The 12,081-nt window shown below is 72.9% G+C and carries 11 protein-coding genes; 4 read left to right on the top strand and 7 right to left on the bottom strand.

Going from position 1 to position 12,081, the window contains the following annotated elements; all coding sequences use genetic code 11:
• Positions 1 to 15: 15 nt before the first annotated feature.
• Complete coding sequence (locus AB0924_RS20835; RefSeq protein ID WP_366912130.1) at positions 16 to 324, bottom strand: hypothetical protein; 309 nt, start codon at positions 322 to 324, stop codon at positions 16 to 18.
• Between the two features lie 345 nt (positions 325 to 669).
• Between AB0924_RS20835 and AB0924_RS20830 the strand changes: the two genes are divergently transcribed.
• Positions 670 to 1,650: a chitinase gene (locus AB0924_RS20830; protein WP_358928315.1), complete on the top strand. Its 981-nt coding sequence runs from the start codon at positions 670 to 672 to the stop codon at positions 1,648 to 1,650.
• A 6-nt stretch (positions 1,651 to 1,656) separates the two neighbouring features.
• On the opposite strand, the gene AB0924_RS20825 is transcribed toward AB0924_RS20830, so the two are convergent.
• The 5 genes from AB0924_RS20825 to AB0924_RS20805 form a co-directional block, all read right to left on the bottom strand.
• Positions 1,657 to 2,256 carry a hypothetical protein gene (locus AB0924_RS20825; protein WP_358928317.1) on the bottom strand — a complete coding sequence of 200 codons (600 nt, stop codon included), beginning with the start codon at positions 2,254 to 2,256 and terminating at the stop codon, positions 1,657 to 1,659.
• Positions 2,257 to 2,263: 7 nt separating this feature from the next.
• Positions 2,264 to 3,463 (bottom strand): cyclic dehypoxanthinyl futalosine synthase, encoded by a 1,200-nt coding sequence (gene mqnC, locus AB0924_RS20820; RefSeq protein WP_358928319.1) that lies wholly within the window; start codon positions 3,461 to 3,463, stop codon positions 2,264 to 2,266.
• 70 nt (positions 3,464 to 3,533) lie between these two features.
• Entirely contained in the window at positions 3,534 to 4,331 is a 798-nt protein-coding gene (locus tag AB0924_RS20815; protein ID WP_366912129.1) for an A24 family peptidase, read from the bottom strand.
• Positions 4,332 to 4,367: 36 nt separating this feature from the next.
• Positions 4,368 to 6,158: a serine/threonine-protein kinase gene (locus AB0924_RS20810; RefSeq protein ID WP_366912128.1), complete on the bottom strand. Its 1,791-nt coding sequence runs from the start codon at positions 6,156 to 6,158 to the stop codon at positions 4,368 to 4,370.
• 70 nt (positions 6,159 to 6,228) lie between these two features.
• Positions 6,229 to 7,077, bottom strand: coding sequence for a menaquinone biosynthesis protein (locus AB0924_RS20805; RefSeq protein WP_358928325.1), 849 nt, complete (start codon positions 7,075 to 7,077; stop codon positions 6,229 to 6,231).
• 287 nt (positions 7,078 to 7,364) lie between these two features.
• On the opposite strand from AB0924_RS20805, the gene AB0924_RS20800 reads away from it, so the two are divergent.
• The 3 genes from AB0924_RS20800 (at position 7,365) to AB0924_RS20790 (ending at position 8,481) form a co-directional block, all read left to right on the top strand.
• Positions 7,365 to 7,568: a cold-shock protein gene (locus tag AB0924_RS20800; RefSeq protein WP_003974443.1), complete on the top strand. Its 204-nt coding sequence runs from the start codon at positions 7,365 to 7,367 to the stop codon at positions 7,566 to 7,568.
• 237 nt (positions 7,569 to 7,805) lie between these two features.
• The gene (locus AB0924_RS20795) at positions 7,806 to 8,114 is read left to right on the top strand and encodes a hypothetical protein (protein ID WP_366912127.1); all 309 of its coding nucleotides are present in this window, start codon (positions 7,806 to 7,808) and stop codon (positions 8,112 to 8,114) included.
• 166 nt (positions 8,115 to 8,280) lie between these two features.
• A complete protein-coding gene (locus tag AB0924_RS20790) occupies positions 8,281 to 8,481 on the top strand; it encodes a hypothetical protein (RefSeq protein ID WP_358928330.1) in 201 nt (66 codons plus the stop codon).
• A 433-nt stretch (positions 8,482 to 8,914) separates the two neighbouring features.
• Here the strand turns inward: AB0924_RS20790 and AB0924_RS20785 are convergent, their stop codons facing one another.
• The gene (locus tag AB0924_RS20785) at positions 8,915 to 11,962 is read right to left on the bottom strand and encodes a BTAD domain-containing putative transcriptional regulator (protein WP_358928332.1); all 3,048 of its coding nucleotides are present in this window, start codon (positions 11,960 to 11,962) and stop codon (positions 8,915 to 8,917) included.
• Positions 11,963 to 12,081: the final 119 nt, after the last annotated feature.

The raw sequence follows: 12,081 nt of genomic DNA, 5'->3' as shown, positions 1-12,081 counted from the left end.
CGCCGCCCGCGCCGCTCAGTTCGCGTCCGCGTCGGCGGACACGGACGCGGAGGCGGACGGGGTGGTGGCGCTTGGGGGCGGTGCCGACGGGGCGCCGCTCGGGAAGACCGCCTGGCGGCCGACACCGCCCTGCGGGCGGATGCCGCCGGGCGCCTGGTCGCCCCGGGCGGCGCCGAAAGGGATCAGCGAGGACGGGTTGAGGGAGGCGCCCCAGCCCATGAAGGCGGCGCCGAGCACGCCCGTGTACGCGAGGCAGACGACGCCGACGAGCGTGCCGATCCGGCGCAGCACCTTGGACCGGCGTCCGGTGGAATCGACGAACACGGGTCCCTCGGCGGACCCGTTGTCATGTTTGCGGCGGCGACCACGCCCGGTGGCGCGACTTTCGACGGCGGGTTCGGATTGCATTCCTCGGATATTAGGGAGGCTTTATATGACCCTTTCTCGGGAATTCTTGTGAGCCACCCATGAGACCGTCCCCAACCTGTCGGTTACCTGAGAAACCCAGGGAGCCTATTTCTACCCCTTCGGACAAAAGGCGCTCACCAAGCGGGCAATCGCCGCATAAGGCCCTACGGAGTCGAACGTGAGCGTGTGAGAGATTTCCCCTGGGAATCAGGAATCCGTTTCCGTCCTGAGACAGAGATCACGAGAGCGGGTGCGTATGCGATGAGGCGTTTCCGGAAGCGCATGACTGGATTCACCTGCCTGTTTGCACTCGCTGCCACGGGCTGCTCCGGGCACTCCGGGAGCACGTCGTACACCCCGGACTACGCCCCCGCGTACGCCCCCTACGTCAGCGCCACGGCGAGCTCCGCCACCGACTCCGCCGGTTCCCCGGCGACGTACAACCTCGCCTTCGTGATCTCCGGTGACGACGACTGCGTCCCGGAGTGGAACGGCACCGAGGCGGTCGGCGCCGCCTCGGTGAAGTCCCGGATCGCCAGGCTGAAGCAGGACGGCGCCACGGTCCGGGTGTCCTTCGGCGGGGCCTCGGGCAAGGAACTGGCCGCCACCTGCGACAGCGCCGCCGCCCTGGCCACCGCCTACGCGAAGGCGCTGGACGCGGCCGGCGCCACCCGGGCCGACTTCGACATCGAGGGCGACGAGCCCGCCGACTCCGCCTCGGTGGACCTGCGTTCGCGGGCGATAGCCCGGCTGCAGCGCGAACGGCCGGACCTGAAGGTCTCGTTCACCCTCCCGGTCATGCCCTCGGGACTGGACGCGGACGGCCTCGCGCTGCTGGAGTCCGCGAACAGCCACGACGTCCAGGTCTCCACCGTCAACCTCATGACGATGAACTACGGCGAGTCGTACGCCGGTGACATGGGCGACTACGCCCTCACCTCCGCCAGGGCCGCGCACGCCCAGCTGAAGGAGGTGTTCGGGCTGTCCGACGCGGGCGCCTGGCGGGGCATGGCGCTCACCTCGATGATCGGCGTCAACGACGTGGCCGGGGAGACGTTCACGCTCTCCGACGCGGCCCAGGTGCGGGCGTTCGCCGAGAAGAAGCAGATCGCCTGGGTGTCGATGTGGTCCACCTTCCGCGACCGGCGGTGCGAGGACGGTTCCGCAACGGACGACGCGGCGATCGACTGCAGTGGGGTGAACCAGAGTTCAGGGGCGTTCGGGAGGCGCTTCTCCGGTTGAGACCGGTCAGCGGCCGCGGTACACCAGCCGCCCGCCGATCACGGTCGCCACGCAGGTCCCGGCGCCGAGCCGGACCAGTTCGGCGCGGTCCGCGACGTCGAACACGGCGAACCGGGCGGGGCCGCCCGGCGCCGGCCCCGGCAGCAGGATCAGCGGGGTCGGGGACAGCGCCGCCGGGCCCGGGAGCCGGTCCGGCCGCTGTCCCACCGCGAGTCCGGCCCTGCGCACCGCGTCCACCGCGGCCCGCGACCGCAGCTCCCCGGCCACCGCCACCGTGCCGTGCGCCAGCATCCGCTGTACCCCGCGCCGCGCGCTCGCACCGAGTCGTGCGGGGTCGGCGCGGAAGATCTCCCGCGCCCGCGCTCCGGCGATGGGCTCGGTGCCGAGCACATCGGCCTCGCGCGGGTCGGGGTGGTAGGTGGCCTCCAGCAGTTCCGGGCCGTACGGGTTCAGCAGCCCCGGGGTGAGGATGCCGGGCCAGCGCCGGACCCTCGCCCGGGGTTCGGCGGCGGCCAGTTCCTCGTACGGGCCGACGGCGGCGATGGACGCCCCGTCGACCAGGACAGCCGTCTCCGGGGACCGTTCGGCGAGGTGGAGTGTCAGCACGGCAGGGTCAGTTGGACGCCAGCAGCTTCAGTTCCGGGTGTGCCGTGCCGCCGTCGATCGCCGTGGAGGAGATGTGGGAGACCACACGGTCGTCGACCGGGTCGTTCGCCGGGTCGTCGTGTACGACGAGGTGCTCGTACGTCGTGGCGCGCTGGGCCGGGACGCGGCCCGCCTTGCGGATGAGGTCGATGATCTCGAGCCGGTTGGAGCGGTGCTTGGCGCCCGCCGAGGAGACCACGTTCTCCTCCAGCATGATCGAGCCGAGGTCGTCCGCGCCGTAGTGCAGGGAGAGCTGGCCGACCTCCTTGCCGGTGGTCAGCCACGAGCCCTGGATGTGCCGGACGTTGTCCAGGAAGAGCCGCGCGATGGCGATCATCCGCAGGTACTCGAAGAGAGTGGCCTGGGTGCGGCCCTTCAGGTGGTTGTTCTCGGGCTGGTAGGTGTACGGGATGAAGGCGCGGAAGCCGCCCGTGCGGTCCTGCACGTCACGGATCATGCGCAGGTGCTCGATGCGCTCGGCATTGGTCTCGCCCGTGCCCATGAGCATGGTGGACGTCGACTCCACGCCCAGCCCGTGCGCGATCTCCATGATCTCCAGCCAGCGCTCGCCGCTCTCCTTCAGCGGGGCGATGGCCTTGCGCGGCCGCTCGGGCAGGAGTTCGGCGCCGGCGCCCGCGAAGGAGTCCAGGCCCGCCTCGTGGATCCGGCTGATGGCCTCCTCCACCGGGACCCCGCTGATCCGGGCCATGTGCTCGACCTCGGAGGCGCCCAGCGAGTGGATCACGAGCTGGGGAAAGGCGTCCTTGATGGCCTTGAAGTGCTTCTCGTAGTACTCGACGCCGTAGTCCGGGTGGTGGCCGCCCTGGAACATGATCTGGGTGCCGCCCAGCTCCACGGTCTCCGCGCAGCGGCGCAGGATGTCGTCGAGGTCGCGGGTCCAGCCCTTGTCGGTGTCCTTGGGAGCCGCGTAGAAGGCGCAGAACCTGCACGCCGTGACGCACACGTTCGTGTAGTTGATGTTGCGCTCGATGATGTACGTGGCGATGTGCTCGATGCCCGCGTACTCGCGGCGGCGTACGGCGTCGGCGGCGGCGCCCAGCGCGTGCAGCGGGGCGTCGCGGTAGAGGACGAGCGCCTCTTCGGGGGTGATCCGCCCACCGGCGGCGGCACGGTCGAGGACGGACTGGAGGTCGGTCTTCTCGGACACCGGGGTCCCTTTCGTCAGGGCTTGTGGGCGGACCGGACCAGCCTACGCCAGCACCTTCGGCCGTCCGCTGTCAGGCCGCGTAGGCGCCGATCAGCAGTCCGGTGAAGGCGCCGGCGATGAGGAACGGCCCGAAGGGGACGGCCGTCTTGCGGCCCGCCCGCCGGGCGACGACGAGCGCTCCGCCGTAGAGCGCGCCGAACAGGAAGCCGGCGAAGGTGCCGAGCAGCAGGGTCGGCCAGCCGTACCAGCCGAGCACGGCGCCCATGCCGAGCGCGAGCTTCACGTCTCCGAAGCCCATGCCCGACGGGTTGATCAGGAACAGCGCCAGGTAGCCGCCGCCGAGCGCGAGCGTGCCGTACAGCGCGGTGAGCCAGTCACCGGCGTGTTCCGGCAACAGGGCGACGAGGGCGAGCAGACCGGGCCCGGCCGCCGCGAGCGGCAGGGTCAGCGGGTCGGGCAGCCGCCGCACCCGTACGTCCACGGCGGCCAGCAGCACCCACACGGGCGCGAGCAGCAGCCAGACACCCAGCTCGGGCCGGGTGCCGGTGGCGACGGCGAGGGCGGCGCAGACGAGGGCGGTGACGACGGCGAGGAGCGCGGCGGACGGCGCGTACGGTGCCTGCGCCGCTTCCTGCGCCCCTGCCCGCACGGCTCCTTGTCCCCGAACCGCCTCCTGGGCGCACCGCCCGCACCGCGTCCGCCCGAGCCAGCCGCGGATCGGGTGACCCCGCCCGCACCGCTCCCGCCAGGGCTCGACGGCCGGGACCGCGAAGCGGTAGGCGGCCCTGGGCAGCAGCGCCCCGGCCACCGCGCCCCACAGCGCGGCGGCGAGGACCAGCGCCTCCGTGCTCACCCCTGCGGCACTCATCCGCCCCTCCCCTTCCGGCGCGTGACCCCGTGCGCCTCAGTCGGCCTTCGACATCCGGGCCACCGGATCGCCCTCGGCCGCGCTCTGCGAGGTGTAACGAAGGTCGTCGCCGACCGGCGTCAACTCCACGGGATGCGGCGCCGGATCGCAGCCGGCGTGGTTGGACTTCGCGCCGGTCGAGGTCGCCACGATCCGGGACGGCGTCACCTGCTTCAGGGTCAGGATGTCGACGCAGACCCCGCCGAGCTGGTCGGTCTGCCGCAGCCGGCCCAGTTCCTTGCCGACGGCCGCCTCGTGCACGGTGAGCCGGAAGGTGCCCATGGGCAGGCTGCCGCCGAGTCCGCTGGCCTGGCCCTCCCAGGTGCCGAGGTAGCGGGCCGGGATCGCGCCCCGCGTTCCGCCGCTCGCGTCGGGCGCCCCGGTGGCCGAGTGGGAGCCCCGCGGTGCGCTGCCCGCCGTGTCGTGGTCGCCGCCGGCCCACGGCCGGAGCAGCGCCCCGAGCCCCACCGCCGCCGCGGCCGCCGCTGCGGCCACGGCCAGCGCGACGGTGCAGCTCACCCGGCGTCCGCGCCCCTTCCCGCCCGGTGTCGACGTCGCCGCCACGCTCACGGTGACCCTGCCGGGAGCCGGTCGCTCGTCCCGCGGCCCGGATCCGGTGGACGGCTCTGCGTCCCCGGAGCCCGGCCGCGCGACGGGAGTTCCCGGGGAGTCGTACGGAGTCCCGGACGGCGGAGCCGGGACAGCGGGCGGCGGGGGCGGGGTCATCGACGGGGCCGGCCCGAACACGCCCGCGACGGGGACCGGGCGGCCCCCGGACGGCGCCTGTCCGGGCTGCTCCGCCCGGTCCGTCCCCCGCGTGAGGTGCGCGGCGTCCGAAGTCCCGGCCACCGAGGGGCTGCTGAAGCCCACCGGGCCGGACGGGGCGGTCTCGGCCGTCTCCAGGTTGAGCAGGCTCACCGCGCTCCGGCTGACCTGTTCCACCAGCGCGCCGGGCAGCCAGCCGCCGGCGACCAGGCGGGCGGTGCCCTCGGGGGCGAGCCGGCGGGCCAGTTCCGCGGGGGCCGGGCGGGCCGTCGGGTCCTTCGCCAGACAGGCGGCCGCCGCCTCGCGCAACTCGCCGGTCAGACCGTCGAGTTCGGGTTCCTCGTGGACGACCTTGTACAGCAGGGCGGCCGAGGAGTCGCCCGGGAACGGGGGCTCACCGGTCGCCGCGTAGGCCAGCACCGCGCCGAGGGAGAAGACGTCGGCCGCTGCGGTGACGCCCTTGCCGAGGATCTGCTCGGGGGACATGTAGCCGGGCGAGCCGACGGAGACGCCGGTCGAGGTGAGGGACGCGGTGCCGTCCGTGGCGCGGGCGATGCCGAAGTCGATGAGCAGCGGGCCGTCCAGGGTGAGCAGCACGTTGGACGGCTTCACGTCCCGGTGCACCAGGCCCAGTTCGTGGACGGCGGTGAGCGCCTCGGCGAGGCCCGCGCCCAGGGCCCGTACGGTCCGCGCGGGCAGCGGACCGCCGTCCGTGACGGCCGCGGCGAGGGAGGGGCCCGCCGCGTAGGCGGTGGCGACCCAGGGCACGGCGGCCTCCGGGTCCGCGTCCAGGACGGGCGCGGTCCAGGCGCCGCCCACCCGGCGGGCGGCGTCGACCTCCCGCCGGAAGCGGGCCCGGAACTCCTCGTCCAGCGCGAAGTGCGGGTGCACGATCTTCACCGCGACCGTGCGGCCGCCCGCGCTGCGGCCCAGGTAGACCCGGCCCATGCCGCCGGAACCGAGTCGGCCGAGCAGCCGGTAGGGCCCGACGGCGGCCGGTTCGTCGGCTCCGAGCGGCTGCATGGTGTGCACCTTTCCCCCGTAACGCCTCTCCCCCGGGCGCCTCACTGCCCGCAGCGTAGTGCCGTGGCGATTACGGCTGAAGCAGATCCACCTTCACGTCCGCCTGGAATCCGGTCGTCGGGCCGACCCGGCGGGCGAACTCGGCGACCGCCTTCAGCTGCGGTCCGCCGAAGCTGAAGTCGAGGGTGGTGAAGTACTGCTCCAGGGTGGCCTCGTCGAAGGACTCCCAGCGGGCGGCCTGTTCGGCGACCTTGCCGACCTCCTCCAGCGAGAGGTTGCGGGAGGCGAGGAAGGCCTCGTGCACCTTGCGGGTGATGAACGGCTCGCGCTCGGCGTAGTCGCGGCGGGCCGCCCAGACCGCGAAGACGAACGGCAGCCCGGTCCACTCCTTCCACAGCGCGCCCAGGTCGTGCACCTCCAGGCCGAAGCGGGGGCCGTCGATCAGGTTGGCGCGCAGGGCGGCGTCGCCGATCAGGACGGCGGCGTCCGCCTCCTGCATCATCAGGCTGAGGTCGGGCGGGCAGGTGTAGTAGTCCGGCTGGACGCCGAAGCGTTCCGCCAGCAGCAGCTGGGCCAGCCTGACCGACGTGCGCGAGGTCGAACCGAGGGCGACCCGGGCGCCGTCCAGCCGGTCGAGCGGGACCTGCGAGACGATCACGCAGGACATCACCGGGCCGTCGCAGCCGACGGCGATGTCCGGGAAGGCCACGAGGTCGTCCGCGTTGCGCAGGAACTCCACGAGGGTGACCGGCCCGATGTCGAGGTCACCGCGCACGATCTGCTCGCTGAGCTTTTCCGGGGTGTCCTTCGTCAGCTCGAAATCGAGGAGCGTGCCGGTTCTCGCGAGCCCCCAGTAGAGGGGCAGGCAGTTCAGGAACTGGATGTGGCCGACGCGCGGCCGGGTGCGAGAATTGTCCACATCGCGAGACTAGACCCCTTGCGGTACCGTGCTGAGACCGGCCCCACTGTCAACCCACCCGAGTGGACGTTCAAACATTCGGGTGAAGTGATCTTGACCTCTATTGCTTCCGGCTGCCTGCGTGCTAGGCTCGCCGCAAGTTGCAGTTTGGTTTCCCTTGCAGTACAGAGCCTGCGGAGCATGTGACCGCGGGCTCTCGTCGTTTTCAGACGAATGCAGTTGTGCAGCACCGTTTCGCACGTGCAGGTTCTGGAGCAGGGCAACCCTTTTGAGCCCAAGGAGGGCTTATGGCTACCGGAACCGTTAAGTGGTTCAACGCCGAAAAGGGCTTTGGCTTCATCGCCCAGGAGGGCGGCGGCCCCGACGTCTTCGTTCACTACTCCGCGATCAACGCGCAGGGCTTCCGCTCGCTCGAGGAGAACCAGCAGGTCTCCTTCGACGTGACGCAGGGCCCGAAGGGTCCGCAGGCGGAGAACGTCACCCCCGTCTGATCACTACCTGATCGCAGAACCTGAGTGCAGTACCCAAGGAGCCCCACGCCGTACGGCGACGGGGCTCCTGCCTTTTCCCGGCCGGCGCTTTCCTGAATTCCCGGCGAATTCCCGGTGCGTCCGCCCCTCGTGTGCGCCTCGCCCCGGGATACGCCCCCGCCGGGCGGGCACCGAGGGGAACGGGTCGTTTGACCGGTATCGCGGGCCTGTCAGTGGTCCCGGCTACGTTCCCGGGCCATGACGGACGCCCAGGATTTCCTCACCGCCACCCGCGCCTTCTACGACACCATCGCCGCCGACCACGCCGGCCACTTCCAGGACTCGCTCGCCGACCGACCGCTGGACCGGGCCCTGCTCGCCGCCTACGCCGAGACGATCCCCGCCGGCGGCACGGTGGCCGACCTCGGCTGCGGCCCGGGCCTCGACACCGGATACCACCTCGCGCACGGTGCGCGAACCGGAGGAGCGCCCCTCGGTGAATCGGTGTCGCAGGCCCTCCCCCCCGCCCGGAAGTCCGCCCAGGTCACTACGCATGGTCGAGGGTGACTCGGGGGCCCCGTGAGCGGTTGAAACCGGGAGTACCGGGAGCGCGACCTGTGCCGGTAACCGGCGGGGACGGCATGGGGATCGGCTCACCCCAGCATCGGTTGCGGCGCCGGGGAGAGAGACCGGCGGCCGGATCCCGATCCGTATACCCAGGGGGAGTCACGACATGCGCACCATCGCACTGCGTACGAAGACGGTTCTGGCCACGCTCACCGGCGCCGGTGTCCTCGCACTCGGTACCGCCGCGGCCGTTCCGGCGACCGGTGTGCAGGACGCCCTGGTGCACGTCGCCGCCGGCTTCACGGGCCACCAGGCGGACGCCCCGGCCCTGGCCAACGGACACGGCCCCGGCTTCACCCAGGGCTGACCCCCACCGCGCCCCGCGGCGCACACCCCAACAGCGAACGGCACCGGCCGGGCCCCACCCCACCGGTGCCGTTTCACATGAACGGCCCCCGCGGTGGCCACTGCCCGGCCACCGGGCCTACCGGCCGGGTCCGGGTCGCCGGCCGGGTCCGGGTGGCCGACGGGCCGCGAGCCACCGGCGGGTGTCGAGGCCGGCCGGCCACCGCGGGGTCCATCGGTACCGCGGAGCCGATCGGCCGCCCCGTGACCACCGGCGAACCGCGGGGCCGGCCGGCCGCGGGGCCACCGACGGACCACGAGGCCGGACGATCAACCGCGGGGTTGGCCGCGCAGGGGCCGCCGGGCAGCCGCGGGGTCGGCCGGGGGCCGGGGCGGCGGTTCGGCGGCAGGCGCCCGGTCGGCCACCGGCCCGCTGTCCGGCCGTGCGGCCACGGCTACAGCCGACGGCCCTCCCGGGTCACGCCCATCGCGTCGTAGAGGTCCTCCGCCGCCTGCTGGTGGGTGCGGGCCGTCGGGTCGTCGCCCAGTTCGTGGGCGGCTTCCGCGAGGCCGAGCAGGGCGCGGGCCATCTCGATGCGGTAGCCGAGGCGGGACGCCAGCTCGTAGGCGTGGCGGTGCAGTTCCATCGCCCGCTCGGGCGCGCCGCGCCGCAGGTGAACCAGTGCGACAACGTTGACCACGGACGCCTGACGCAGCGCCGTGCCCTCGGCGGAGACCAGTTCCAGGGCCCGCTCGGCGTGTTCGGCGGCCGAGCGCACCTCGCCGAGCCGCTGGCAGACCTGCGCCCAGTGGGCCAGGACGACGGCCACGTTGGCGGGCTTGCGGGACTCGTCGCACAGTTCGAGGGCCTGGGCGAGACAGGCGCGGGCCCGCTCGTCCTCGTCGGTGCCCAGGTGGGCCAGGGCCAGCCAGGTGAGCGAGGCGATCTCGTTGCTGCGGTCGCCGAGGCTGCGGTTCAGCTCGGTGGCCCGGGCCGCGTACCGGGCGCCCTCGGCGTAGTGGCCCGACCAGGTCTCCACCGTGCTGAGGTTGTCCAGGGCCTGCGCCTCCATCCGGGCCGAGCCCAGCTCCTGGTGCAGGGCGATGCCCTGGACGAGGTAGGTGCGGGCCTCGTCGAAGTTGCCGAGCGCCCCGTGCAGCAGGCCAAGGACGTCGATGCACATCGCCTCGCCCCGCCGGTCGTCGGCGGAGGCCAGCTCCAGGGCCTCCTGGGCGGTGGTGATGCCGTCCTGGAAGTCGCCGAGCCACCAGTGGCCCACGGCCAGGTTGCCCAGGCTGATGCTGAGCAGCGCCGGGTCGTCGAGCTGCCGGCAGGCGCCGACGCCGATGCGGCCGACCACCCGGAACTCCTCGTAGTCACCGCGCAGATCGAGGTAGAAGAGCAGGTTGCGGGCGAGCAGCGCCGCATAGCGGTGCAGCCCCCGGGTGCCCGCCTGGGTGGCGACCGCGAGCAGTGCGTCGTACTCGCGGTCGAACCAGCGCAGCGCCCCCTCGTCACCGTCCAGCCGGGGCAGCTCGGGGCCGCCGGAGGCGGGCGGGTCGCCGTAGCGGCTGCGGCCGGGGAAGAGCGTCTCGCAGGCCACGTCGGTGGCGAGCGTGTAGTACGACACCAGCCGCTCGACCGAGGCCTCCTCGTCGTCCTCGGCCTCCCGCACACTCATCGCGTAGGTGCGCACCAGGTCGTGGAAGCCGTACAGCCCCGCCTCGTGCTGCTCCAGCAGATGCGCGTCGAGCAGCAGTTCGAGGGCGTCCTCCGCGTCATGGACGCCGGTGCCGAGCAGCGCGGCGGCGGAGTGGACGTCGATGGTGCTGCCCGGATGCAGCCCGAGCAGCCGGAACGCGACGCGCTGGTCCTCCTCCATCGCCTGGTACGACAGCCTGAGCGTGGCCTCGACGCTGCGTTCCCCGGCACTCAGCTCGCGCAGCCGCCGGGTCTCGTCGGCGAGCCGGTCGACCAGGTACCGGACGGTCCAGCGGGGCCGGTTGCGCAGCCGGGCGGTGGTGATGCGCAGGGCGAGGGGCAGACCGCCGCACAGGTCGGCCAGCAGGGCGACGGCGTCGGGTTCGGCGGCGGTGCGCTCGTCGCCGAGCATCCGGTTGAGCAGCGTGGTGCTGTCGTCGGCGGAGAGCTGCCCGAGGGAGAGCCACTCGGCGGCGTCGAGGTCGAGCATGCGCACCCGGCCGGTGAGGATCGCCAGGGAGTCCTCGGAGGCGGGCAGCAGTGGCCGGATCTGTGCGGCGTCGGCGGCGTTGTCCAGCAGGAGCAGCAGCTTCCGCTGTGCGGAAACGCTTCGCCAGAGGGCGGTGCGTCTCTCCAGGTCGTCGGGAATGCGGTCGTCCGGTACGCCGAGGGTGCGCAGCAGCGAGTGCAGCACGGTGCCCGGCTCCTGGGCCTTCTCGCCGGGGCTGAATCCGCGCAGGTCGATGAAGAGCTGGCCGTCGGGGTAGTCGGCGGCGAGCTGGTGGGCGGCGTGCACCGCGAGCGCGGTCTTGCCGCTGCCGCCCATGCCGTCCACACCGACGATCCGGGTGCGTTCGGCGGCCGAGGCCCGGCCCACCTTCAGCAGCCGGGCCAGCTCCTCGTCCCGGCCGGTGAAGTCCGGCAGGTCGTAGGGCAGGGTGCAGGGCGCCGGCTCGGACCCGGACGGCTGGGCGGGCGGGGCCGGTACGAGCAGGGCGGCGCGGTCGGCCACCGACTGGGGCACCCGGGGGGCCACTTCGGGGCTGTCGCGCAGGATGGCCTCGTACAGCCGGGTCAGTTCGGCGCCCGGGTCGATGCCCAGCTCCTCCACGAGGAGTTCGCGCATCCGGCCGAACTCCTCCAGCGCCTCAGCCTGCCGCCCTGCCCGGTACAGGGCGAGCATCAGCCGTCCGCGCAGGGTCTCCCGGAGCGGGTGCGCGGTGACCAGCTCGCGCAGCGGCCCGACGAGGTCGCCGGACTCGCCGAGTTCGAGCTGCAGCTCGAAGTACTGCTCGGCGACCGCCATGTGCCGTTCCTCGAGGGCGGCGGAGGCCGCGGAGATCACCGGGCCGCCCGCGCCCGCCATGACCGGGCCGCGCCACAGGTCCAGGCAGGCCCGCAGATGACCGACCGCCTCGGCGGGCCGTCCGGCGGCCACCGCCTGCCGCGCCTCGCGCGCGCGCCGGCCGAACTCGTGCAGGTCCAGTTGCTCCTCTTCGAGCACGGCCCGGTACCCGGCGCCGTCGGTGACGATCAGCGAGGAGCCACCGGGGATGCGGGTGCGGAGCGCGGCGACGGCCTTGCGGATCTGGTGGCCGGCGGTCTGCGGCGGCTCGTCCTCCCAGGCGGCGGTCACCAGCCGGGGCATGGGCACCATGCGTCCCGGCTCCAGTAACAGCGTGACCAGCACCCGTTCCTGGGTGGGGCTGCCGAGCCTCAGCCGCCGGTCGCCGTGCCACCCTTCCAGCGAACCGAGGATGTTGAAGCGCACGAGAGGCAGACCGGATGCCGCCGACTCCACGTAACCCGTCCCCCCACCCCGTTGTACTGCTCAGCCCCCGCATGTTCGGGACAATCCTAGGTTGTACCCCGAACCTGTCACGCCGGAAGACGACTTCACGTTACAAGGGTTATCCCTTG

The sequence above is a fragment of the Streptomyces sp. NPDC047869 genome (assembly GCF_040704065.1).
Classification (GTDB): Bacteria; Actinomycetota; Actinomycetes; order Streptomycetales; family Streptomycetaceae; genus Streptomyces.
This window is presented reverse-complemented; position numbering and strand designations above follow the sequence as displayed.

Excerpts from the sequence above, each read along its gene's own strand:
- AB0924_RS20830 (WP_358928315.1), top strand. The coding sequence starts at position 670 with ATGAGGCGTTTCCGGAAGCGCATGACTGGATTCACCTGCCTGTTTGCA.
- AB0924_RS20815 (WP_366912129.1), bottom strand. The coding sequence starts at position 4,331 with ATGAGTGCCGCAGGGGTGAGCACGGAGGCGCTGGTCCTCGCCGCCGCG.
- AB0924_RS20810 (WP_366912128.1), bottom strand. The coding sequence starts at position 6,158 with ATGCAGCCGCTCGGAGCCGACGAACCGGCCGCCGTCGGGCCCTACCGG.
- AB0924_RS20800 (WP_003974443.1), top strand. The coding sequence starts at position 7,365 with ATGGCTACCGGAACCGTTAAGTGGTTCAACGCCGAAAAGGGCTTTGGC.
- AB0924_RS20795 (WP_366912127.1), top strand. The coding sequence starts at position 7,806 with ATGACGGACGCCCAGGATTTCCTCACCGCCACCCGCGCCTTCTACGAC.
- AB0924_RS20790 (WP_358928330.1), top strand. The coding sequence starts at position 8,281 with ATGCGCACCATCGCACTGCGTACGAAGACGGTTCTGGCCACGCTCACC.